General features: G+C 47.3%; 19 protein-coding genes. 16 read left to right on the top strand and 3 right to left on the bottom strand.

Features of this window, described 5'->3' with window-relative positions; translation table 11 throughout:
* Positions 1-150 precede the first annotated feature (150 nt).
* Positions 151-1,305: an alanine--glyoxylate aminotransferase family protein gene (locus tag AB1797_05560; GenBank protein ID MEW5767082.1), complete on the top strand. Its 1,155-nt coding sequence runs from the start codon at positions 151-153 to the stop codon at positions 1,303-1,305.
* On the opposite strand, the gene AB1797_05565 is transcribed toward AB1797_05560, so the two are convergent.
* Positions 1,283-1,420 (bottom strand): hypothetical protein, encoded by a 138-nt coding sequence (locus tag AB1797_05565; protein MEW5767083.1) that lies wholly within the window; start codon positions 1,418-1,420, stop codon positions 1,283-1,285. The genes AB1797_05560 and AB1797_05565 overlap by 23 nt on opposite strands.
* Positions 1,421-1,441: 21 nt before the next feature.
* Here AB1797_05565 and serA point away from each other — a divergent pair, with 21 nt between their 5' ends.
* The 9 genes from serA to AB1797_05610 all read left to right on the top strand — a co-directional run bounded on the left by serA (position 1,442) and on the right by AB1797_05610 (position 16,157).
* Entirely contained in the window at positions 1,442-3,016 is a 1,575-nt protein-coding gene (gene serA, locus AB1797_05570; protein MEW5767084.1) for a phosphoglycerate dehydrogenase, read from the top strand.
* A gap of 15 nt (positions 3,017-3,031) precedes the next feature.
* The gene (locus AB1797_05575) at positions 3,032-4,021 is read left to right on the top strand and encodes an AAA family ATPase (protein MEW5767085.1); all 990 of its coding nucleotides are present in this window, start codon (positions 3,032-3,034) and stop codon (positions 4,019-4,021) included.
* Between the two features lie 126 nt (positions 4,022-4,147).
* On the top strand, positions 4,148-6,151 hold the full coding sequence (locus AB1797_05580; protein MEW5767086.1) for a diguanylate cyclase: 2,004 nt from the start codon (positions 4,148-4,150) through the stop codon (positions 6,149-6,151).
* A gap of 8 nt (positions 6,152-6,159) precedes the next feature.
* The gene (locus tag AB1797_05585; GenBank protein ID MEW5767087.1) at positions 6,160-6,306 is read left to right on the top strand and encodes a hypothetical protein; all 147 of its coding nucleotides are present in this window, start codon (positions 6,160-6,162) and stop codon (positions 6,304-6,306) included.
* A 95-nt stretch (positions 6,307-6,401) separates the two neighbouring features.
* Positions 6,402-9,224: a serine/threonine-protein kinase gene (locus tag AB1797_05590; GenBank protein MEW5767088.1), complete on the top strand. Its 2,823-nt coding sequence runs from the start codon at positions 6,402-6,404 to the stop codon at positions 9,222-9,224.
* A 263-nt stretch (positions 9,225-9,487) separates the two neighbouring features.
* Positions 9,488-10,702: a hypothetical protein gene (locus AB1797_05595; protein MEW5767089.1), complete on the top strand. Its 1,215-nt coding sequence runs from the start codon at positions 9,488-9,490 to the stop codon at positions 10,700-10,702.
* A gap of 80 nt (positions 10,703-10,782) precedes the next feature.
* Positions 10,783-13,056, top strand: coding sequence for an FG-GAP-like repeat-containing protein (locus AB1797_05600; GenBank protein ID MEW5767090.1), 2,274 nt, complete (start codon positions 10,783-10,785; stop codon positions 13,054-13,056).
* 118 nt (positions 13,057-13,174) lie between these two features.
* Positions 13,175-14,746 carry a Stp1/IreP family PP2C-type Ser/Thr phosphatase gene (locus AB1797_05605; GenBank protein ID MEW5767091.1) on the top strand — a complete coding sequence of 524 codons (1,572 nt, stop codon included), beginning with the start codon at positions 13,175-13,177 and terminating at the stop codon, positions 14,744-14,746.
* 19 nt (positions 14,747-14,765) lie between these two features.
* Positions 14,766-16,157 carry an OmpA family protein gene (locus AB1797_05610; GenBank protein MEW5767092.1) on the top strand — a complete coding sequence of 464 codons (1,392 nt, stop codon included), beginning with the start codon at positions 14,766-14,768 and terminating at the stop codon, positions 16,155-16,157.
* Between the two features lie 10 nt (positions 16,158-16,167).
* On the opposite strand, the gene AB1797_05615 is transcribed toward AB1797_05610, so the two are convergent.
* A complete protein-coding gene (locus AB1797_05615) occupies positions 16,168-16,317 on the bottom strand; it encodes a hypothetical protein (protein ID MEW5767093.1) in 150 nt (49 codons plus the stop codon).
* A 163-nt stretch (positions 16,318-16,480) separates the two neighbouring features.
* Between AB1797_05615 and AB1797_05620 the strand changes: the two genes are divergently transcribed.
* From AB1797_05620 to rho, 6 genes are all read left to right on the top strand, one after another.
* Positions 16,481-16,843 carry a hypothetical protein gene (locus AB1797_05620; protein ID MEW5767094.1) on the top strand — a complete coding sequence of 121 codons (363 nt, stop codon included), beginning with the start codon at positions 16,481-16,483 and terminating at the stop codon, positions 16,841-16,843.
* A gap of 6 nt (positions 16,844-16,849) precedes the next feature.
* Positions 16,850-18,424 (top strand): beta-N-acetylhexosaminidase, encoded by a 1,575-nt coding sequence (gene nagZ / locus AB1797_05625; GenBank protein MEW5767095.1) that lies wholly within the window; start codon positions 16,850-16,852, stop codon positions 18,422-18,424.
* A 97-nt stretch (positions 18,425-18,521) separates the two neighbouring features.
* A complete protein-coding gene (locus AB1797_05630) occupies positions 18,522-19,376 on the top strand; it encodes a trypsin-like peptidase domain-containing protein (GenBank protein ID MEW5767096.1) in 855 nt (284 codons plus the stop codon).
* Positions 19,377-19,658: 282 nt separating this feature from the next.
* Positions 19,659-21,290: an arginine--tRNA ligase gene (argS, locus tag AB1797_05635; GenBank protein ID MEW5767097.1), complete on the top strand. Its 1,632-nt coding sequence runs from the start codon at positions 19,659-19,661 to the stop codon at positions 21,288-21,290.
* 23 nt (positions 21,291-21,313) lie between these two features.
* Entirely contained in the window at positions 21,314-21,886 is a 573-nt protein-coding gene (locus AB1797_05640) for a CBS domain-containing protein (GenBank protein ID MEW5767098.1), read from the top strand.
* 157 nt (positions 21,887-22,043) lie between these two features.
* Positions 22,044-23,294 carry a transcription termination factor Rho gene (gene rho / locus AB1797_05645; GenBank protein MEW5767099.1) on the top strand — a complete coding sequence of 417 codons (1,251 nt, stop codon included), beginning with the start codon at positions 22,044-22,046 and terminating at the stop codon, positions 23,292-23,294.
* On the opposite strand, the gene pyrF is transcribed toward rho, so the two are convergent.
* A complete protein-coding gene (gene pyrF / locus AB1797_05650; protein ID MEW5767100.1) occupies positions 23,271-24,059 on the bottom strand; it encodes an orotidine-5'-phosphate decarboxylase in 789 nt (262 codons plus the stop codon). The two genes, rho and pyrF, sit on opposite strands and share 24 nt — an antisense overlap.
* Positions 24,060-24,198: the final 139 nt, after the last annotated feature.

Consider the following 24,198-nt stretch of genomic DNA (forward strand, 5'->3'; position numbering starts at 1 on the left):
CCCCTCCCATCAAGGGAGGGGAAGCTCTTATGCCGACGCTGTCAGGACAAAAGGAGATGAAACTTAACCCATAGCACTATAATCTGTAATGAGCTTACTTTTTTAACTTGATTTTGAGTAGATACCACTTAACCATTAAGGAGAGCTTTTATGCTAAAACAATATTTATTAACCCCGGGACCAACGGAAGTCCCGCTGGAGGTAAGTTTGGCCGGGGTCAGGCCGATTATCCATCATCGGACACCGGAGTTTAGAAGGCTTTTTGCCGAGATAGCCGAAGGTTTAAAGATCATCTTCCAAACCAGAAAGGATTGCCTTGTCTTTGCCTCATCCGGGACCGGCGGAATGGAAGCGGCCGTGGTTAACCTCCTTTCACCGGGGGATACGGTCCTGGTAGTTAGAGGGGGGAAATTCGGCGAGCGGTGGGCCGAGATATGCCAGGCCTATGGAGTGGAGGTCATGCCCATTGATGTCCCTTATGGGGAAGCCGTCGATCCCCTGGTCATCGAAAATGAGCTGAAGCACGACAGCTTTTTTAAGATAAAGGCCGTGTTTACTACCTTAGCTGAAACTTCAACCGGCGTGTTGACTGACATAAATGCTATTGGACGAATAGTTCGCAATTACAAGGCTGTCCTGGTAGTTGATGCGATCAGCGGCTTAGGCTCATGCGAACTGAGAATGGACAGTTGGCACGTAGATGTCTGTGTGGCCGGTTCTCAAAAGGGATTAATGCTTCCACCCGGCCTGGCCTTTGCGGCGGTTAGCGACAAGGCCTGGCGTTTAGTGGGGGAATCAAAACTGCCTAAATATTACTGGTCCTTTGAAAAGGCCAAAAAGGCCTTATCCGATAATCAAACGGCTTATACTCCGGCCATATCATTACTTATGAGTCTGAAAGAGTCCCTGTCTATGATCAGGCTCGAAGGATGGGATAAGGTCCTGAAGCGCCATGAGTCTCTGGCCTCTGCCTGCCGGGCGGGAATAACCGCCCTTGGTCTTGAACTCTTTGCCAAACGTCCAGCCGACAGTGTCACGGCGGTCAATGTCCCGGACGGCATAGACGGCGAGAGATTAATTAGAAGGGCCAAAGAGGTATACGGCGTCAGCCTGGCTGGTGGTCAGGGTGAGCTAAAGGGCAAGATCTTCAGGATATCTCACCTGGGTTATACTGACACCTTTGATGTCATCATTGCCCTCGCCTGCCTAGAAATGGTTTTGAAAGACCTGGGTATGCACGGGATCGAAATAGGCGCCGGCGTGAGGGCAGCCGAGCAGGTGCTCAGGAAGGGACGCTCATCATAGGGCGGCCTCGATACTCGATACTCGATGCTGGTAAAGAATCAAATATCAAGGATCGAGGATCGAGGATCAAGCATCGAGCATCAAGCATCGAGCATCGAGGATCCGTAATCTGCAATAATAAAAGGAGGTGTTTATAATGGCCAAAGTTCTGGTGAGTGACCCGTTGGCCAAACAGGGGATTGCTATTCTGGAAGAAGCCAAAGGGATAGAAGTTGAGACTAAACCAGGCTTATCGGAAGATGAATTGGTCTCCATTATGGGAGGATACGATGCCTTACTGGTTCGAAGCAGCACTCAGGTGACCGCTAAGATCATTGAGGCGGGGAAGAATCTTAAGGTAATTGGCCGGGCCGGCGTAGGTTTGGACAATGTTGATCTGGAGGCAGCCACCAGGGCAGGTATCGTGGTTATGAATACACCGGATGGGAATACCATCTCTACGGCGGAGCATACCATGAGCCTTATTTTAGCCTTGAGCCGGAACATTCCCCAGGCTAATGCCTCCCTGAAAGGAAAGGAATGGAAGAGATCAGAATTTGCCGGGGTGGAGATTTTTGGTAAGACCCTGGGCATAATCGGCCTGGGTCGAATTGGACGTGAAGTGGCTAAGAGGGCTGCCGGATTTGGGATGAAGATTATTGCCTATGATCCCTTTGTTTCCATAGAACATGCCCGGGGAATGAAAATAGAGATGGTGGAGTTGGATAATCTGTATAAGCTCTCTGATTTTATAACCTTCCACATCCCCCTTACTAAAGAATCCCGGCATATGGTGGGAGCTAAGGAACTCTCTCTAATGAAAGATGGGGTCAGGATCATAAATTGTGCTCGAGGGGGGATCATAGACGAGGGGGCCCTTTATTCCGCCCTTGTTTCCGGCAAAGTAGCCGGTTGTGCCTTAGATGTCTACGAACAGGAACCACCTTTTGACAGCCCACTGCTGGAATTAGACAATTGTATCACGGTTCCCCACCTGGGGGCCTCAACCAAAGAGGCCCAGCTAAATGTGGCCATTGATATTGCTAAGCAGGTAGTTGATTGCCTCACGGGGGGGCCGATTCGGAACGCCGCCAATATTCCCGTTATGGACCCGGAACTGGCCGCCCAGTTACAGCCTTTCATCACCCTGTCAGAGCGTCTGGGCAAACTTTCAGCTCAACTGGTCGATGGAAATATGGAAGAAGTAACCGTCGAGTATGCGGGTCAAATAGCCTCCAAAGATATAAGTATATTAACCACGACTATTATTAAAGGTCTCCTGATGGACCCGATGGCTAACTATGTGAATGCCATCCCTATCGCCACAGAACAGGGAATAAAGATCACCGAATCAAAGACTTCCCAGAGAGAAGACTTTGTTAACCTTATCTCTGTTTCCGTCAAAACCGACCGGATGTCACGAAGGGTGGCTGGTACTCTCTTTAAACGCAGCGATCCTCGCCTGGTTTATATTGACCATTTCGAAGTGGATGCTGTTCCGACGGGGGATTTGCTTATCCTTTTTCAGACTGACGAACCGGGAATTATTGGCCGGATAGGCACGATTTTAGGTGAAAATGGAATAAATATTGGCTGGCTAAAATTGGGGCGAGAAAAAGTAGGCGGGCAGGCCCTCTCTCTCTGGAACCTTGATGGAACTATCTCTAAAGAAACGATGACTGAAATTACCTCTATTCCGGAGATTAAGGAGGCCAGATTGGTCAGGCTTTGATCAGAGGAATAACAAATGCACGAAGATATTAGGCTAATCAATGAACGGGTAGAAAAAGAGGCTATCTTTGTGGAAAAACTGACGGCCGAGATCGGCCAGGTGATTGTCGGCCAGAAATATATTATTGAAAGGCTCCTGATTGGATTGCTGGCTAATGGTCATATCCTCTTAGAAGGCGTGCCGGGTCTGGCCAAGACGATGGCGGTTAAGACCCTGGCTGACTGTATCCGGGCTAAATTTCAGCGCCTTCAGTTTACACCTGATTTACTTCCGGCTGATTTAATCGGCACCCTGATCTATAATCCCAAAGAGACAAAATTTACCGTCAAAAAGGGACCTATTTTTGCTAATCTTATCCTGGCCGATGAGATCAACCGCGCCCCGGCTAAGGTGCAGTCAGCCTTGCTTGAGGCTATGCAGGAAAGACAGGTGACCATTGGAGATGAGACCTATCCTTTAGAGGAGCCTTTTTTGGTCCTGGCCACCCAGAATCCGATTGAGCAGGAGGGAACTTACCCTCTACCCGAAGCCCAGATAGATAGGTTTATGTTGAAATTGAAGATTACCTATCCGAATAAGGAAGAAGAACGACGGATCCTGGAACGAATGACCGGCGCCCAACTACCCTCAGCCGCGCCTGTTATCTCACGAGAGGAGATTATCCAGGCCAGATCAGTGGTTAGCTCCATCTATATCGATGAACGAATCAAGGACTATATTATTAATTTAGTCTTTGCCAGCCGCCAGCCAGAAGATTATAATCTGCCGGACCTGAAGAGCCTTATTGCCTACGGGGCTTCACCCAGGGCCACTATCTATCTGACCGTAGCCGCCAAGACCTATGCCTTTCTGAGAAGGCGAGGCTATGTCACGCCGGAGGATGTCAAGGCCATCGGGCCAGATATCCTCCGTCACCGCATTATCGTTACCTATGAGGCCGAAGCCGAAGAGATCACCTCAGAGGATATAATCAAGCAGATATTCGATGAAGTGGAAGTCCCCTGAGATGTAGTTTATCTTTGAAGGCAGCCTTTGATTCTTCGCGCCTGTATTAGCTTGACAAGTTAGCGTTTACCTGTTACAATGAAATAGTAAAGACTTATTTGTCCTCCCTTGCGAGAGGAGAAAGTAATGAATGCCCAGGAAAGATTAAACCAATTCTTAAATAACGAAGCCTGGAGGCATCTTAAGAAGACTATTACGGACAGAATCGGCTCCGCTTACTGGGTAATGAACAGCCAGGGAGAGATAGTCTATCATCTGGAGCGGGACACTGAGTTCTGTCAGGTAATAAAAGAATCTCCCCGGGCCAGGCAAGAATGTAAAAAGCTGGCGCTTTCTTCTTTAGAAAAGGTCACCCGCCAGGGCAATAAAACCGTGGTTGATGTATGTCCTCACGGCCTTCTTTTCTACCTTTGCCCTCTTGTTTTTGAAGAAGAACTGATCGGTATAATCGGCGGCTGTGAAATCAAAGGCAATGGAGTAGATACTGACACCTTTTCCCAATGGGCCAGGGGATTCGAACTGGATGAAGGAAGACTTCTTCTTTCCCTATCAAGGGCAAAACCTATTTCAATAGAGGTATTAAAAACAGAGGCGGAATTGCTGAACCTTCTGGCTGACCTACAGATAGCTTTCCTTAATCAGGTTTCAGAGATGAAAAAAGAGCAGAAAGTTCAGTTGGAACGCGAAAGATTGACTGTTAAGATAAAGGAACTTGAAAAGCAGGCTGAGGAAATAATAGAACTAAAACAGGAGTCCGTCCTTCTCAGAGAAGAGACGGAGAAGCTGATAGATAAGTTGGAGGGTGAAGAAGTTAAGGCGGATGATTTGGCGGAATTGAAGACCAACATAGAAAGACTAAAGACTGAAATCGTGGCCATGGAGAATGAAGCCAAGAGGCTGCGGAGTCTGGCTAAGGAATTAGAAAAAGAAGCAGAAGTGCTGGAGGCTGAATCAAAAGAAGCCCTCGAACTTAAAACCAAGATCAAAGAACTCAAGGCTCAGGCAGCCGCCGCCGAAGAAAGGGGGAAAGAGTTAGCCGCCGAGGTAGCTAAAGCCGAAGAAATAATCGCTCGTTCAGAAGAAGTCATTGAATTAAAAACCCAACGGGATGAGCTGGATACCCTGTATAACCTTACCAGGCACCTGCCTTCTCTTTCGGATCCTGAAGAGATGGTCGGTTTAACCCTGGACAGGATACAAGCTGCTTTTGATTATCATCTTGGCGCTTATGTCCTTATGATTAATGAAAAAACCGTGGGAAAGATAAAGACTTTAGCCGAAGGTGGGCAGATTGAAGAGGTCAAGAATCAAATAAAGGAAAATTGGCTGCGCCTTCAGGCCGGAGATGAGGGAAAAGACATATCCTTTACGGTTCAGGTTGAGCAGAAGGCACCTCTTGAAGAAGGGGATATTCAATCCGTGCTTAGCTCCCCTTTAGTGAAGCGGGGAAAGGTAATCGGTCTCATAAACATTGGTTCGCTGAAGAGCGAGGCTTTTTCTCCGTCACAAAAGAGGCTTTTCTCACTGATCAGCAGCCACCTTTCGTCTGCTTTAGCCCAGGCCGGTAATATGCGTCGAGCCGAAGACTTGGTTGAACGCGATGAATTGACCGGCGCCTTCAGCTTTGGATATTTCAATAAAATTTTAATGAGCCAATTTGCCTATGCCAGGCGGTATACTCATTCTCTCTCCTTAATTTTGTTTGATTTCGATCGGCTTAAGGTATTTAATGACCGGTTTAGCCATGAAGCCGGCAATAGATTGTTAAAATCAGTGATCGAACAAATAAAGGACAACATTCGTGAGGTAGACTACCTGGCCCGATGGAGTGGGGACAGATTTATCATTCTTCTCCCTGAAACAAATAAAAAATTGGCGGCCAGGATAGCGGAGAGGCTCAGAAAGCAAATTACCGGATATCAGGTAATAGTGGGTAGTAGAAAGGCTCAGATCACCATTAGCTTAGGGGTAGTCACTTATCCGCATATAGAGGTGAAAGAATCAAAGGAATTATTTATGCGGGCCAATGAAGCCCTTTATCAGGCCAAACAGCGAGGGGGAAATCAAGTTTTCATTTATGGTAAAGAGAGCGGCTGGAGAAAATTCTTGAAGAGAATTATGGCCAAATGAAATTTTAGTTGCATAATCCAACAAAATGTGGTATAGTAGATTCTGATTTGGTAACCGTTCAGCACATGATGCTCGATGCTCGATCCTGGATACTGGATCCTTTACCAGCATCGAAGATCGAGCATCGAGGATCGAGCATCGAGTTTGTGCCTTAGTGGCTGAACGGTTACAACGATTCATATATTGAAAAAATTAGTGTTTCATCTGTGTAAATCCGTGGCTGAATAGTTACCGAGAAGAAAGGATTAGGATGAACGAAAACACTTTTGAAGGCCAGTATGAAGTTTTAGGCAAGCGATACAAAATTCTCAAGCGGATAGCGGTGGGTGGTCTGGCTGAAGTCTTCAAGGCCCAGGATTTGGTCTTGAAGAGGATTGTAGCCTTAAAGAAAATCCTTAAGACTTATTCCGACGATGCTCGATTTGTAGATATGTTTTGGGATGAGGCAGTCCATACGGCTATTCTTAATCATCGGAATATTGTCCAGGCCTACGATTTCCTTAGAACTGATGATAACACCTTTTATATTGTTATGGAATACGTGGATGGCCAAAACCTGAAAGAGATCCTGGATAGGTGCCAGGAAACGAAGACCACCATCCCCCTGGAATTAGCCACTTACATCATCGCTGAGGTAGCCAGAGGTCTGGCTTATGCCCATCGAAAAAAGGAAGAAGCTACTGATCGTCCGCTTAACATCGTTCATAGAGATGTAACTCCCAGCAATATAATGCTATATCACGAAGGCAAGGTTAAGCTGACTGATTTTGGCATAGCCAAGGCCGCTTCAGCCAGGGTAGAAGGAGAAAAAGGGGCGCTGAAAGGTAAAATCCCTTACATGTCGCCCGAACAAGCCCGGGGGAAAGAAGAGGAGATCGATGCCCGATCAGATGTGTTTGCTTTAGGATCGGTTATGTACGAAGTCTTTACCGGGGAGAGACTATTTAAGGCTGATACAGATGCGGCCACCTTGCAAAAAGTGACCGCCGCCAAGGTGGATTTTTCATTTATAGAGAAACTGGGAGTCCCCAAGAGACTTAAGGTAATACTAAGTAAGGCCCTTCAACGTGACTCAGCCAAGAGATACAAAGATGCTCAGGAGATGTATAATGACCTGGAACTCTTCATCGCCGAGAACAGGTTTATTCTGAAAGAAGAAAATCTTCAGGCCTTTATGCATGATCTTTTTGCTAAGGAGATAAAAGAAGAAAAGATCATAGAAGAGAAGATCAAAGAAGAGGCCGAACGGCCAGCGGTTCAACCTGCCCCGCCCCCTAAACCTGCTCCACCTGCCCCACCTTCCGTAGAGAGTGATATTGCTTGGGCCGGAGCGCCAGCAGCGCCTGCGCCGCCGCCTCGCCGCCCTTCGGTAGAAAAAGCCCCGGCCGCGGCCCCAGCGGCGCCCACACCTGCCCCGACACCTAAACCCTCCCTGGAAGAAGAAGGCGAGAAGACCGTCTTTGATCTGATGATCTCCTCAGCTCAAAAGTACAAAAAGATCGTGGTCGGTTCTCTTATTGGGGTGATGAGCATTTTTATCCTCTTTTTATCTCTGGATACCTTCTTCCAGTGGACGGCCCTGGGAACGAAGGTCTATGATACTATCCGGCCGCCGGCCTTAGTTATTAAATCTTTCCCGCCAGAAGCGACCGTCTTCTTAGACGGAGAGAAGATTGGGATGGTCAAGCCTACCCTTAAGGTGCCGGAAATATCTCCTGGCAATTATGAGCTTAGATTGGAAAAAGAAGGATTCTCACCCATTATCCGAACCATTACTATTACGGGAAAGAAGGGAATTGTCGAGACTACTGGAGAAAGAGGTGATGTATCAGCTGAGGAAGGATCAAATGTGGTGGCCTTTAGCTTTGAGACCGACCTGATCATTGAATCTAATCCGGAAGTGGCCACTGTCTACCTGGACGATCGAAAGTTATCCCAAAAGACCCCCTTAAGACAGTCGGTTTATGTCGGCGAGCACGATATTAAATTGGAAGCCACGGGATTTGAAGTGCTGGGAGGATGTCGGATTAATACCCTGGACCCGGTGGCTGGGGCAGAGGTGGATCGAAGGTTCTGGTCTTTTCAACCGGATGAAGAAAAGGGACTTAATATTTACCGGATAAAGGGAGAGATGTTTAAATACGTCACGGTGACCTCTAATCCTCCGGGGGCCAATGTCCTGGTTGATAATGAAGTTAGAGGTAGAACGCCTATGAATGACCTCCTCATTAAAGCCGGGGAACATCAACTTGATATTAAGCTACCTGGTTTTGAATCTTACTCTCAAAGATTAGTGGTCACCACGGCTCAAATACCGCCTATAACTTCTGTGCTAAAGAAATTTGTCCAATTTTTTGCTTACCCTGAAGGAACCACCGCTCGCGGTCAGGCCAATGATGTTAAGGCCAAGGTCTATCGCGGGGGAAACCTTATCGGAACTACCCCTATTTTGCAATACTCATTGAATCCCGGCCTATACACCTTTACCTTTGAAAAACCCCCTTATCAGTCCAAAGAGATAAGGTTCAACACTCAGCAGGGCAACCAGGTAGTGGCTTATTTGGCCTCGCCGCCTCCCAGGATGCGGATTAGTGTATATGATGAAGAGACAAAAAAACCAATATCAAAGGCCTATGTCTGGCAAAATGACCGTTATTTTGGACGAACTGATGGGAAAGGGATTTCCGAGGGGCCAATAGAAGGAGAAGGGCATTATGTGATTAAGATAACCAAGGAAGGTTATCTGACGGCTACGACAGAAACCGATGTTTCCCGGCAAACCTTAGGGAGTGATTTTACCTGGTCAAAGGATATTTATCTGCAACAAGCCTCCGTAACCGGGAATATCGTGGTTGATCCCTATTATTATGATGCTGAAATCTGGCTGGATGGCCAGTCTCAAGGGAGAGGACTGCAGAGACTGCAGGATGTCCCTCAGGGTGTGCATAATGTGGTGGCAAGACACCCGCAATTCCTGGCAGATGCTAAGGCCACCATTACTATCGAAAGCCCTGGTCAAACCTTTGTGGTGGTTATCGATGAAAATGGGCGAGCGAGTCTCCAGGAGAAATAACCGCTCAGTCTCTACACAAGCCAATAGCCAATAGGCAATAGCCAATAGGCAAATAGGGTCATTGGCTATTGGCTAATGGCTATTGGCTAATGGCTATGAACCTGAAAAGTCTTAGTGGTATTAAGAGTCTATTTCAAAACCGAGCCGAGCCGCGACCGTTAGGGAGCGACCACGGGCGCGCTCTATCCATCGTCAGTTGTAGCTATCTTCTACATCCACTTTCATCATCCCGAGGTTTTGGGATAGGCTCTAAGAAGATAAGCGTGGCGGTGGCCTTAATCTGCCTTTTATTTACCCCTGTTCCGATCCGGGCCCAGGACCATAAATACGAAGATGTCTCTGAAGAGACCCAGGAAGCTATTAAAAACCTTAAGCCTCTCTTGGAAAAGTTTATTGCCAAATTTCCCGGTCCCAGGTTTCAACCTTACCAGGGGGTAACCAGACAGGACCTTCTGCTGGCCTTTTATGAATACGATCAGTTTAGAAGATGGCTGGAAAATCAGAATCGTTTCTTTTCGGAGAAGATGACGACGTTAGAGGAAACCGTAAGCAGTCTTAATAGACAACTTAAGGGGGCGACTCCGACAGCGGGAAAAGAGAAAAAAGAGACTAATATCGATGAGTTGATAAAGGAGGTCGAATATCTCCTGCCTCAACTGATCACCAATGCTCCGACTATGCCTAAGATCGCCCAACGGGAAATAGAATGGCTCAAGCTCAGGCTGGATTCCCTGGAAAGAAAACCGGCGGCGGTGGCTGGTAGTGGGGCTTCAGAGGCGGATATATCCAGAATGGAAGGCAACCTCCGCAACCTTGCCTCAAGGCTGGATGACCTGGAAAGAAGCGGGGTGGGAGAAGCCACGGTTGATACGGCCAGGACGATGCGAGAGGTGGAAAAAAGGCTTCCCTCACTTATCAAAGACGAAATGAAGAAAGAAATGAAGGATATGGAAGGTCGAATTTCTACCCTCGAAAGACAGGGCATAAGCGGGGGGGGAGAAGTAGATTTGGCCAGGTGGGAAGGGACACTTCGCGGGCTTTCTTCCCGGATAGAGACATTAGAAAGAGAAGGCTCAGGAGGGAAAGTCGATACGGATAAGGTAACCAAAAGAGTGGAGGAGAAATTATCCGGGATGGTCAAAGATGAGATAAAGGAAGAAATGAAAGATATTGACCGCCGGCTTTTCACGCTCGAGAAAAGCCCGGCGCCGGTTGGAAAGACCTATTCAGGTTCAGAAGACCTTGGGGCGCTTGAAGCCAGCTTGGATCTGATTCAACGTGAATTGCGTGATTTGCGGAAAACAGCGCTTACCGAGGACGATGTTAAGCAAATGATGGCCAAAGAAACTCCGCGCGGACGAGGTAGAGAAACTGAAAGTGAAGATTTTTCTGCACTCAAGCGTCAGCTTAAGAGAAGTGAAATCGTTACCTATCTCAGTTTAGTGGTTGCCTTTGCCGCTATATTGATCGCTCAGTAGCCAGCAGGTAAGCGGTTATCACTGATTACTGGTCACCGATTGCTGATCGCCGATTACCAGAGAAGGAGAGGTGGAAAAAGGTGCCAAAGATCGTAGTCAAACAAAAGGCAGAGATCCTTCAGGAGAGAATTTTAGATAAAGATACCTTGCGCATTGGTCGAAGTGAAGCTAATGACCTGGTGTTGGTAGATAAGAGTGTTTCAATGGACCACGCTCAAATAAAGCGGGAGCATGGTATATTTCTGGTGGAAGACCTAAGAAGCGCCTATGGAGTTACGGTTAATGGAGAAAAGATAGAGACTACCCGCCGAATAAATCTGGGAGACGAAATTGGTATTGGTAATTATACCCTTGTCTTTAAAACCACTCGGTCCGAAGCAGCTTCAGCCAAAGAACCAGAAACCTTTTTTAATCTGGTGGGCATATACGGTAAGACAGAAAATAAACGGTTTGAATTAAAGAAGACGGACCCGACCAGACTGGGCAGGAACCGGGAATTAAACGATATTATCTTAACTGATCCTTCTACCTCCAGACGGCATGCCCAGATAACTTTTCAAAACAACGAATATATCTTTACTGACCGAAGGAGCCGAAATCGAAGTTTTATTAACGGAAATGAAATTGATGAGGCCCAGGAAGTAATTTTAAACCAGAATGACGAGCTGCAGATTGGTCAGAATATCTTCCGGTTTACTCAGGAAGGGATGGAAGATTATTCTCCCCCACGGGTAGCCGGGACGGTTTGGATCAGGATAAAAAGTCCGGCCAAAAAGGTGGGCATTATTCTTATTATGTTAGCCGGACTTATTTACGGTATCTCTGGTTTGCACGCCCTTCGAATCCTGGGTCAGCAGCCGGATCCCCTAACCCTGAAACGTAGTTCCTGGATGCCCCAGCAAAAAGAAGGCCCGGAAAGCCAACAAATTATTCCTACCGGACCTCTGGGTATCACATCTTCGCCGTCCCTGGGTGATCTAAACGGAGATGGAGTAATGGATGTGGTCATTGGTTCAAAGGATGGATTCCTTTACGCCTGGGATGGTCAAAAGGGAACTAAGATCTGGGAGCCTCTTCAATTGGGCACAGAGATCATCTCTTCTCCGAGCCTGGGTGATATAAATCTTGATGGTCGGCCGGATGTAGTGGTCTGTTCCAACACCTCCAGATTTTATGTGGTTGATGGCTCAACAGGTAAGCTGATCGAGAAAAGCGATATTTTGAGCGGTGTAGCCGGATGCAGTCCGGCGGTAACGGATATAGATATGGATGGACGATTGGATATCGTGGTCACTTCGGAGGAAGATGACGGGACGGTTTATTTCAGATTGTCTAAGACGAGGCAAGACTTATATCGCATCTCTATCGGGAGCAAAATGCTGGGTTCACCGGCCATAGCTAATATGGATGCGGATGGTTGGCCGGAAGTTATTATAGGCGCCAATGATGGCAAGATTTATATTATTGATCCTGTTAAAGAAACAATAGAGTCGGTGGATGTCACTGAGATGCTTAATATGAGCCTGGGCATTCAACTTATCTTAAACGAGATTACGGAAGCGCCGGCCGTGGGTGATGTGAATGGAGATGGAATGGCTGACATAGCGGTGGCGACTAATGCCTATTATGTAATGATGATTGATGGCAAACAGCGTAAGCTCCTCTGGTACCATCTGATTGAACCCCCGACTATGAAGGAGCCGCCTCTCAGACATCCTTCACCGGTTATGGCTGACCTCGATAATGATGGCCTCCTGGATGTAGTCGTGGCCTCATTTAATGGCCAGATGACCGGTTTTAAAGGGAAGGGAGAGAAGGGCCGGGCCAAAGTTTTGTGGTCTTACTCTACAGGAGAAGATAATAGGATCGTCGCTTCACCAGCCATGGCCGATCTGGATAAAGACGGCATCCTGGATGTGGTTATTGGGGCAGAAGACGGAAGGGTCTATATATTGAATGGCGAACCTACTGAAGCCAAACGCCAGCTTCTATGGAAAAGTGAGGCCAAATCTTCCAAAAAGATTGAGTGGGGAAAGGTCTATGCCTTCAACTTTCCTATTACCTCCTCATCAGCCATTGGCGATATGGATGGCGATGGTTATCTTAACCTTGTCTTTGGGACTTACGACAATAGATTCTATGCCCTCTCAACCAATACCAGGGTCTTTGATAATGAAATCACCTGGGGCATGTTTCAGCGAATCGGGTCACATACAGGGCAATATCCTTTTAAGGTTAGCACAGGTCAGTATTGGCTTATGATCCTTCTTGCCGTGGTGCTGGAGGCAGTAACTATTGTTCTGATCAGGGTCTACCTGAACAGAAGAGAAAAAATGAGGGTAGCTAGCCTGTAAGCACAGCCGCGGCTTGGTTCATCGTTTTGGCCAGTGGCGCGGGATAGAGTCCACGGTCCATACAGTCCACATAAAGTAAGGGAGGGGGGTAAGGAAAAAAGGGAGAGAAAATAAGTAGATGGAGATAATAATTGGTGCCCAGACAGATAGGGGACTGAAGCGAGAGGTGAACGAAGATGCCTATGGCATCTTTGATGATCAAAACCTGTTTATGGTGGCCGATGGTATGGGCGGCCACGCCGGGGGCAGGATAGCCTCTCAACTGGCTATTGAGACCATCGGAGATTTTATCCAGGCTCCCTCTGAAGCCAACTATTCTCTCATTCAGATACAAAATCTCCTTCTTCTTTCCGAAGATCTTTACCAGTTTGAGAGGGTTAAGGTAACCGATCTGGTTTTAGGTAAAGATCTTCCGGAAAAGGCCCTTGATCTGGTTAAGGCCGTTAGATTGGCCAATCGAAGGATTTATAATACGGCCGTGGCCCAGCCTAAATTGGCCGGGATGGGAACAACGATAGTAGCCGTCACCTTTGAAGCCAATCTGGTCTACATCTGCCACGTGGGTGATTCCCGGGTCTATCGATTGAGAGCCGAAAAATTGGAACAATTGACCGAGGATCACTCCTGGGTTAACGAACTTTTAGAAGATAAAGAAATAACAGAAGAAGAAGCCGCCAATTTTAAATATAAAAATGTCCTCACCAGGGCGCTCGGGATAACAGAAAATGTAAAAGTCGACCTGAGAATCGAGGAAGTAGAAGCAGGAGACCTTTTTCTCCTATGTTCGGATGGTCTTTGTGGGCAGATTTCTGATAAACAAATAAGCGAGATTTTAAATAGAGCGGAAGACAGTCTGGGACCGGCTTGTCGTGAGCTGATTAAGGCAGCCAATGACACCGGAGGACCGGATAATATCACGGTGGTCTCCTTTAAGGTCTCCCAGGTGGAGAAGGAAGAATCCCTTCCCAATCCTATTGTCCAGGTGATCGGAAAGGAGGATGAACAGGTCCTTATTGAGGAAGATAAGGTCTTAAAAAGGGTCTACGGAAAAGAAAAAGTAAAGATTTCCCCCGAAACCAAACGGGCTCCGAAGCCAAAGGCTAAACAAATTAAACCGGTTAAGACCGGGTTATATTTAGCGGCCGCGGCCGTTATCTTGTTTCTTCTGGGAGGGGGTATCTATTTTTTTACCAGAGAAGGCCCAGTTCCATCTAAACTCCCGGTGGAGGAGAAATCATCTGTAACCACCCCCCTGGCTGAGGGCTTGGTTACTTTAATTACGGTTCCTTCACAAGCCAATATATTTCTGGATGGGAGTGGTCTTGAGGAACTGACCCCTTTGACTAAGTATAAGCTTGAGCCGGGAAAACACACGGTTAAATTTGCTAAATTTGGGTATAGGACCTCGCCTGCGCAGGAGTTCTCTGTTTTGGCCGGCATAGAAAAACGAATAGAAGAGAAGCTTATAGCTGAGGCCGTGATCAATCTTATCTTTCTCCCCAAAATAGGCAGGGAGGCGGTGGGGGCCAAGATAATAATTGACGGTTACGATCTCGGAACGCTCAAACCCTATCATCCGGCTATACCTGTCCCAAAAGGCACGCATACCCTTACCCTGAAAAAGCAGGGGTTCTTCAAAAAAATAGAGTTTACCCTTTATGAAAGTGAGCAGGATATCCTTATAAAATAAAATAGGAAAGGAGATCGATATGAAGAAGTTAGGAGTTGTTTTGACGGGCCTGGCCATTTTTCTCTTTGCCCCTTGCCTTTCCCAGGCTGAAGAGGCGATCGAGAAAGATAGGTTGGGAGTAGGGATTCAACTTGGCGTTAATCGATATAGGGGTGAAGTGGAAGAGCCAAAGATTACGCCGGGCGGTGGCGCTCATCTTGAGTATCGCTGGGCTGACTCGCCCTTTTCTTTGCGGGGTATGATTAACTGGGGAGAACTGAAGGCTGAGGAGGGATCTACTTCCTTTCAAGGCAAAATAAGGTCTCTGGATGTGGTGACTAAGTACAGATTCGCCCCTAAAGATGTGTTTTCCCCTTACTTATTTGGTGGATTTGGGGCGGTTATATTCGATCCTAAAGATGGCTTTGACCTTCGAAAGCCGTCTGGGGACTGGCCGGGAACGGTTATTATCCCGGTAGGGCTGGGCATAGAATATAGGCTTAAAGAGGCGCTTATGCTTAGTATAGAGGGCGGATACTGTTTTTCGACCAGTGATTTGTTTGACCGGTTAATTCCGGAAGGAAGCAATGACGGCTACTATGTCGGCCGGGTAGGTTTGACTTATTATCCACCGGTAAGAGATAGAGATGGTGATGGGATAGAAGATCGTTTTGATGCTGACCCGGATAATCCTGAAGATTTTGATGGTTTTGAAGATGAAGATGGCGCCCCTGATTACGACAATGATGGTGACGGCATCCCGGATGATAAAGATAAATGCCCGGGAACGGATGAAACAGTAGCCAAAGGGGAAGATACCAGGGAAGACTTGGATAATTTTCAAGACGAAGATGGATGCCCAGATCCCGATAACGATGGCGATGGTATCCCGGATGGGCGGGATGGAGCGCCTAACGAACCTGAAACCTTTAACGGGTATATGGATGAAGATGGAGTCCCCGATGAGTTGCCGGAGGCTAAAAAGGCAATGCCGATTGAGCCCAGAAAAGTAATAGCTCCAGGTAAACCCAGTGAGGCAATAGTCCCGGTTGAGCCCAGAGAGGTAATAGTTCCGGCTGAACCCATCAAGATAATAACTCCATGCCTGGAATGGGTCTATTTTGCGGTGGATAGAGATGATCTTTCTAAAGAGGCCGAGGCTAACCTGGATAAGAATGTTAAGATACTGAAGGAGAACCCGGATTTAAAAGTAATGCTCACCGGGCATACTGACAGCGATGCCAGCGATGAATACAATCTGGATCTCTCCAGGCGGAGGGTCGAGAGGGTAGCACAATATTTGATAAACAAGGGTATTAGCGCCGGCCGGATTAAGACCACTGCTTACGGTGAGAAAGAACCGGTAACAAGCAACCTCAGTGAAACAGGCAAGGCTAAAAACAGACGGGTAGAGATTAATCCGGTGCCATAGAGGGGGGTAACTACTCAACCACTATAGCCAATAGCCAATAGCCAATAGCCAATAGCCAATAGCCAATAGGCGATAGCCAATAGGCAATAGGCAATGGCCAATAGTCCCTTTGGTCCCTTTGGTCTTTTTGGTCCCTTTGGGTTAAAGAGCCAATAGCCAATAGGGGAAAATGCCCTATTGGCTATTGCCTTCTGTAATCTTAGTGCCCGGCATAGGGTTCACCGTCCACATAGTCCATACAGTCCACATAGTCCATCCAGTCCAGAGACGGCCACTCGTAGGCTTATTGACCGGGGACCGTCTTAGAAAGAAAGGTGAATAAGGTGCAAATAAGACAGGACGAGCTTATCTCTATCTATGAAGATATGATTACTTCTATTTGGTCTAAGGCGACGGCTATGATTGGAGAAGTAACCATCAGCAGCCTGATGGAGACGGCCATTTATGAAACGAGCTCCAAATACCGCTTTATGCAAGAGATGGAGGTCTTGCCTACGGGTATAAATATAGATAAACTTAAGATATCTTGTCAGAACGAGAGCGTGCAGGATATCAAAGCCGGATTCGAAAATTTTATTACCGATCTCTTCACCATAGTGGCTTCCCTGACCGGTGATGTTATTCTTCAGACTTTAAACCCTGAGATAGAGAAGATCAAGAAGAAATTGAAGAAGGAAGCTACATAATTTGAAATGAATCAGATCGGCCGGATGCTGATGGTCGGATTTGAGGGAGATGAGCCGACCAAAGAGATAGAGGAAATGATTAAAAAGGATCGCCTCGGCGGGGTGATCCTTTTTGCTCGCAACATAATTTCAGCCGGACAGGTAAAGAAACTCTGCTCCAGGCTTAAAGCCATAGCCAAAGCCTCCTATGTCCCACCCCCTCTTATTGCCATCGACCATGAGGGAGGAGTAGTCACTCGATTTACCGATGAGGTAACTCCCCTGCCTGGAAATATGGCCCTCGGGGCAACCAGATCCACCCAGTATGCTTATCAGGCAGGTCAAATAGCCGGAAGGGAACTTCTATCCCTGGGAATAGATATCAATTTAGCGCCGGTGCTTGACCTAGCCACTAATCCTAAAACCCCTTTAGGCGTGCGATCCTTTGGCCAGGAGCCCGAATTAGCCGCTAAATTAGGCGCGGCTATGATTAAAGGAATGCAGAGCCAAGGGATTTCTGCTACGGCCAAACACTTTCCAGGGAAAGGCGAAGCCTCCCTTGATTCCCACCTGGAATTGCCTATCGTAACTTGCTCCGCCGAAAGATTGGAAAAGACGGAACTCCATCCTTTCCGAGAGGCGATAAAAGCGGGCGTTGATCTGGTGATGACCTCTCATGCCGTTTTCACCGCCCTTGATCCTACTCGACCGGCTACTTTATCCGGAAAAATCCTGACTAATCTCCTTCGGGAAAAAATGAATTTTAAGGGGGTGATTATCACCGATGACCTGGAGATGGGCGCCATAACCGAAATCGGTGTTTCTGAGGCAGCGGTGATGGCTGTCAAGGCCGGCGCGGACATAGTTCTTATCTGTCACGGTCCAGACAAACAAAAGGCGGCCTTAGAGACCCTCAGATTGGCCGTAGAAAGGGGCGAAATACCGGCGGAAAGAATTAAGCAAAGTCTCAGCCGGATCAGGAGAAGGCGGAAGGCGGAAGGCGCCCCCACTTCGTGGGTACCCGGGAGGGCGGATTTTACATTCGACGACCCGGAATCGGCCGTCTGGAAGATGAGGCGGGAGGCGGTCACCCTGGTTAAAGACGAGCAGAAGCTTATCCCGCTTAAGGCGGAACCGAATCAATCTATGTTAATTGTCAGCACGACCCAAAGCCCACTCACGATGGTAGAAGATACGACCAAGCCGCCCAGCCGATTTAATCCCCCATCCGCCATCCCGGGTACCCAAGAAGTGGGTGCGCCATTCGCCATCCGGACAGCGGCTATTGAAATTCAACCTAAAAAAGAGGCAGCAGAACAGGTAATCTCTTTGGCCAGGAAAGCCGACGCCACTATTTTCATTACCTGCAATGCCCATCGATATGATCAGCAGGCTCAATTGGTCAGAGATATTTCCACTCTAAAAAAACCCTTCATTGTGGTGGCCTCTCGTGAGCCTTACGATCTTAATGCCTTCCCTGAAGTGGGAACCTACTTAACCACCTATTGTCCTCATCCTTTTTCTCTCCAGAGCGCCCTGGAAGTGATCTTCGGAAAATTCAGCCCTGGAGGCCAATTGCCGGTTAGGCTTACGGGTCTTTAAGGAAAGCAGAGACGGGGCCTTGTTCCTCTGTAAAAAAAATCCTTGACAAACCTTCCTTATCTTGGTATACTGACCCTAAAGCAGGAGCAGGAAAGCAGTGTTTAACTCATCACGTGGACCAAAACGAGTCATACCTTATCTCATCTTTCTGGTAGGCGCTTTTCTTTTCATTGACTTCGTATACAGCCCCAAAAAAGATTCTCGTCCATTAATACCCACCACTGTCTCGGCATCAAGTCAGGTAGAGGAATCCAGAAAAAACGCTCTGGTTGTGGCTATTGAAAAGGTGGCTCCAGCAGTAGTTAATATCAGCGCCAAACAAACTATTCAGATGTCGCCGTTCCCTCGTGATGAATTCTTCGAGGAATTTTTTAAAGAGTTCTTTGATCTATTCCCTCGACCAAGATATGAGCAGACTTCCCTGGGATCAGGCATCATCATAAGTGATAAAGGCTATATTCTGACTAATGAACACGTGATCCGGGGCGCAGAAGAGATTATTGTCAAGCTGGCCGATGGCCGACAATTTGGCGGCCGTTTGATAGGTGAAAGTATGGAAACGGATATAGCCGTGATCAAGATCGAGGCCGATAACTTAACGGCCGCCCCGATGGGAAATTCAGATGACCTGATGATTGGCGAATGGGCGGTGGCTATCGGCAACCCTTTTGGTCTGGAAAATACGGTTACCGTAGGCGTGATAAGCGCCACCGGCCGGGCTTTACCGGGAGGAGTTAGAGGCTGGGGTAAGGTTTACCAAAATCTCATCCAGACAGATGCCTCCATTAATCCGGGTAATTCGGGCGGTCCCCTGATTAATGCTAACGGAGAGGTTATTGGAATAAATACAGCTATTTATGGAAAAGCTCAAGGAATCGGATTTGCTATCCCTATCAGGCAAGCCCGCCAGTTCATTAATCAACTTACCAGATACAGCGGAATAAAACTGTAGACAGTGACCAGTAGTTAGTAGTTCTCGATGTTCAAGGTTTTCTTATAAACCGGTAAAGCGGTTGCTTTGGTTTATTAGTATCCCCTGATTCACCCCGATAAATCGGGGCGCTATTCTCACTTACTTGAGTTTAGCACCCTGATTTATCAGGGTGTTACGGAGAGGATAACATCCAGAATCATAACCGCTTTAGCGGTTTCAACCCCTCAAAGTCTGATGGCGCAGGTCGAAAAAACTTGAACATCGAGTTTACTGTCTCCTGATTACTGTCTACTGTCTACCATGACCATTAAACAAGAACTATCTAATCTAATCAAGGAAGCGTTACTGAAATTACCCCTCAAAGATCAGGATATCCCGGAAATTATTATTGAACCGCCGCGGCATAAGGCTCACGGAGATTTCGCCACCAACGTCGCCTTTCTCTTAGCCAAAAAACTGAGGGCTTCCCCGCCCCAAATTTCAAACAGAATAGTTGACCTGATCCCAACTGATTCCTCCTTATTAAGGAAGATAAAAATAGCCGGAGGCGGATTTATCAATTTCTTTTTGACTCCTTCTCGCCTCCAGCAAGTTCTCCCGCAAATAGAAGCAGAAGATACACGGTTTGGGACAAGTAAGACCAAGGAGGGGAAGGTCCTGGTTGAATTCGTCAGCGCCAACCCTACTGGTCCGCTTCATATCGGACACGGCCGGGGCGCCGTCTACGGTGACTGCCTGGCCAATATTATGGCGGCCGTGGGTTATCAGGTGGAAAGAGAATACTACATCAACGATGTAGGCAACCAAATGCAGTCGCTGGGCCGATCCCTCTTGATCCGATATAAACAGCTTCAGGGCAGCGATATCCCCCTTCCGGAAAATGGTTATCAAGGCGACTACCTAATCCAACTGGCTAAAACCCTACCTGAGGGGGCAGAAGATAAAGGATTGGATTTTTTCATTCAAGTGGCCAAAGAAGAAATACTTAAGGAGATAGAGGCTGATTTGGCGGCGCTGGGGATAAAATTTAATCGCTGGTTTAGTGAAGAGGGCCTTTACGCTTCAGGTCAGGTTGATGAAACCATAAGGGTATTAAAAGGAAAGGGATATGCCTATGAAAGCGAGGGCGCCTGGTGGCTGGCTAGTTCCGGATTCGGTGACGAAAAAGACCGTGTCTTAGTAAGAGGAACAGAGGTTCCGACCTATCTGGCCGGAGATATAGCCTATCACCGAGATAAGTATAACCGGGGCTACGACCTCTTGATTGATATCTGGGGAGCCGACCACCACGGCTATATTGAGCGGATGAAGGCCGCTTGTGCTGCCCTGGATCATAAGCCTGATTCCCTGGTTATCCTTCTCTATCAACTGGTTAATCTCCTTAGGGATGGGAAACAGGTAAATATGTCCACCAGGGGAGGAGAATTTGTCACCCTTAAAGAAGTGGTCGAAGAAGTCGGCCCTGATGCGGCCAGATTCTTTTTTATGATGCGGGATCACGACAGTCACCTGGATTTTGATCTGGAATTGGCTAAGCGTCATTCCACCGAAAATCCGGTTTATTATGTCCAGTATGCTCACGCCAGGATTTGCAGCATCTTAAGAGAGGCGGCCGACAGGGGAATAATACGCCGGCCGGCCCAGGAATGTCAACTCGATCTATTGACTGAGGATAAGGAACTGGAGCTTTTGACCAAACTGGCTGCCTTGCCGGATGACGTAATTAAGTGGGCCAATGCCTTTCAGGTCCATCACCTTACCCTTTACCTTCAAGACCTGGCCGCCATCTTTCATCATTACTATAATCATAACCGGGTTATTTCACAGGATAACCAACTCTCCCTGGCCAGATTGGCCCTGGTTAACTCCATCCGGATAGTAATCAGAAATGTCCTCCATTTACTGGGGGTATCAGCCCCGGAAAAAATGTGACATGCTGTCTACTAACTACTGTAATGCCTAACTTCCCGGACATCACGCCAGGCCCCCTAAGTAAAGGCGATCTCCTGAAACTCTTCTACCGTTATTCACTCCAGATAATCCCGGTAGTAGACGATGATAAAAGAATAATCGGCTTTCTTAGAAAAAGTGATTTAATTGCTGCTTCAGGCATAGTGAAAGACCTTAACAGCCCGGTAGACGAGTTGATCAGGGTTAATCTGTCTCAAATTAAGCCTCAAGAAGACCTGGATCAATTAACCGACGCTATTCAAAATTTTAAACGCATTGAATCTCTGCCGGTTATTAATCAAGAGGGGAAAATAATTGACGCCTGGGATAAGATCGATCTTATGCTGGCCTGGGCGGGGAAATATGATCGAAGTTTAAAAGAGAAAAGTGAAGGAGGGGTGGCTGATACGATGGTAGGAATCACCTCCCTGCCGGAGTATCTATCAAAAGTAGAAAGGGATTTAATCCTAAAGAGTATTAAGATTCATAAAGGAGTTATTACTAAGGCGGCTAAAGCCCTGGGGATATCTACGGCCAGTATTCGTTATCGGATAAAAAAGCTTAAGATAAATATCTAGTAACCGTTCAGCCACCAAGGCACAAACTCGATGCTCGATGCTCGATCCTGGATACTGGATCCTTTACCAGCATCGAAGATCGAGCATCGAGGATCGAGCATCGAGCATCCAGCATCATGTGCTGAACGGTTACCTAATTTAAAAGGAGGAGAAATTTATGGATATCGTTGAATTACAATCTAAAACAGTTCAGGAGTTAAGCGATCTTGCCCATAACTTAAAGATCGAACATATCAGGGGACTAAAAAAGCAGGAGCTTATCTTTTCTATTCTTCAGGCCAAAACAGAACAGGAGGGGTTTATCTTTTCGGCGGGGGTTTTAGATATTCTGCCCGACGGATACGGGTTTTTACGCTCTCCCAGATATAACTACCTCCCCAGCGCTGATGATATCTATGTCTCCCCCTCTCAAATCCGGCGATTTGATCTTCAAACAGGGGATACGGTCTCCGGCCGGGTTCGTCCCCCCAAAGAGAATGAACGGTTCTTTGCCCTTCTTCATGTGGAAGCGGTTAACTTTGAAAATCCGGAACAGGCTAATAAGCGTATCCTTTTTGATAACCTTACCCCTCTTTATCCTCAAGAGCACCTTGACTTAGAACGTGAACCAGAGGAGATTTCCATGCGGATAATGAACCTTTTAACCCCTATCGGCAAAGGACAGCGGGGGCTCATCGTGGCTCCCCCTAGAACCGGAAAGACCATCCTGCTTCAGAAGATTGCCAACTCGGTCACGAACAATCATGGTGAGGTGAAACTTATCGTTCTGCTTATCGATGAAAGGCCGGAAGAAGTAACGGATATGGAACGATCAGTAGCCGGAGAAGTAGTCAGTTCCACCTTTGACGAACCGGCTAACAGACACGTCCAGGTAGCCGAAATGGTTATTGAAAAGGCCAAACGACTGGTGGAACATAAATTTGATGTGGTTATTCTCCTTGACTCTATCACCAGATTGGCCAGGGCTTATAATCAAGTGGTGCCCACTTCAGGCAAGATCCTTTCCGGGGGGGTGGATTCTAATGCCCTGCACCGGCCAAAGAGATTTTTTGGGGCGGCCAGAAATATCGAAGAGGGGGGCAGTCTGACTATCCTGGCTACGGCCCTTATCGATACGGGCAGTAAGATGGATGAGGTTATCTTTGAAGAATTTAAAGGCACAGGTAATATGGAACTCCACCTGGACAGAAGCCTGGTAGAAAAGAGGGTCTTTCCGGCCATAAATATTAATAAATCAGGCACCAGGCGGGAGGAATTACTTTTAGATAAGGATGTCTTGCCCAAGGTCTGGCTCCTCCGCAAGGTGCTAAATCCTTTGAATCAAGTGGAAAGTATGGAACTGCTCATCGAGAAAATAAAAGGCACCAAAAGTAATAGAGATTTTTTAAACTCCATGCAGGGAGGATGATGGTATCTTCTCACCTTTTAAAAGAGCCTCTTCTATCTCAGCCGCAATTTTTTTGGCCGCTTCGACCGGATCGGGGGCTGATCTGATGGGTCTGCCCACCACGATATAGTCGGCTCCATTATGTATGGCTTCGGCTGGCGCGGCCGCCCTTTGCTGATCATCACCTTTGACTGACGCCCATGAAGGACGAATACCAGGGGTTACCACAATAAAGTCCGGTCCAAATCTTTCTTTCACCGCCCCTGCCTCTAAAGGGGAGCAGACCACCCCATCACACCCCGCCTCCTTAGCTATATTTGCCCTTAACATTACTATATCCTTAGGGGTAAGCCCTGGTGAAAATCCCATCTCCTTCAAACTATCCACATTAAGACTGGTTAACAGGGTAACGCCCAATATCTTAGTAGTTCTATCTGCCTTCTCTTTTACCACCGCCTCCAAAAGGCCTTTACCCTCATCGCAGTGAATGGTAACAAATTTTGCCCCGTGAATGGAAGCCGCCCGGTAGGCGCCCCGCACTGTTTCAGGGATATCGTGAAACTTTAAATCAAGGAAGATCTTTGATGAATCAATATCCCTTTTAATCTCTCTTAAAATCTGAGGACCTAAGCTTACAAATAACTCTAAGCCTACCTTAAATAAACCTACATAATCCTTTAATAAATCAATGTAATATTTAGCTTCTTCCAGGGTCGAAACATCGAGTGGAAAGATTATCCGGCCTTTAGCGGATAATTCAGTCCTTTTCATTCCCTTCGGTAACATTCCCTGTCTCTCCTTGTAACCGTTCAGGTATAGCTGCACGGATTAGCACGGATAAATAACACAGGACAGAAGGCGGAAGTGTAGGGACAGGGCTTGTCCCTGTCCGTGCTTGTCCATGTCCGTTCCGTAGACGGACAAC

This window comes from bacterium (assembly GCA_040753085.1).
GTDB lineage: Bacteria > UBA9089 > JASEGY01 > JASEGY01 > JASEGY01 > JASEGY01.

Bases quoted from the DNA above. Each gene is read 5' to 3' on its own strand.
- AB1797_05560 (MEW5767082.1), top strand. From the start codon at position 151: ATGCTAAAACAATATTTATTAACCCCGGGACCAACGGAAGTCCCGCTG.
- AB1797_05610 (MEW5767092.1), top strand. From the start codon at position 14,766: ATGAAGAAGTTAGGAGTTGTTTTGACGGGCCTGGCCATTTTTCTCTTT.
- argS (MEW5767097.1), top strand. From the start codon at position 19,659: ATGACCATTAAACAAGAACTATCTAATCTAATCAAGGAAGCGTTACTG.
- AB1797_05575 (MEW5767085.1), top strand. From the start codon at position 3,032: ATGCACGAAGATATTAGGCTAATCAATGAACGGGTAGAAAAAGAGGCT.
- AB1797_05640 (MEW5767098.1), top strand. From the start codon at position 21,314: ATGCCTAACTTCCCGGACATCACGCCAGGCCCCCTAAGTAAAGGCGAT.
- rho (MEW5767099.1), top strand. From the start codon at position 22,044: ATGGATATCGTTGAATTACAATCTAAAACAGTTCAGGAGTTAAGCGAT.
- AB1797_05580 (MEW5767086.1), top strand. From the start codon at position 4,148: ATGAATGCCCAGGAAAGATTAAACCAATTCTTAAATAACGAAGCCTGG.
- nagZ (MEW5767095.1), top strand. From the start codon at position 16,850: ATGAATCAGATCGGCCGGATGCTGATGGTCGGATTTGAGGGAGATGAG.
- AB1797_05590 (MEW5767088.1), top strand. From the start codon at position 6,402: ATGAACGAAAACACTTTTGAAGGCCAGTATGAAGTTTTAGGCAAGCGA.
- AB1797_05605 (MEW5767091.1), top strand. From the start codon at position 13,175: ATGGAGATAATAATTGGTGCCCAGACAGATAGGGGACTGAAGCGAGAG.
- pyrF (MEW5767100.1), bottom strand. From the start codon at position 24,059: ATGTTACCGAAGGGAATGAAAAGGACTGAATTATCCGCTAAAGGCCGG.
- serA (MEW5767084.1), top strand. From the start codon at position 1,442: ATGGCCAAAGTTCTGGTGAGTGACCCGTTGGCCAAACAGGGGATTGCT.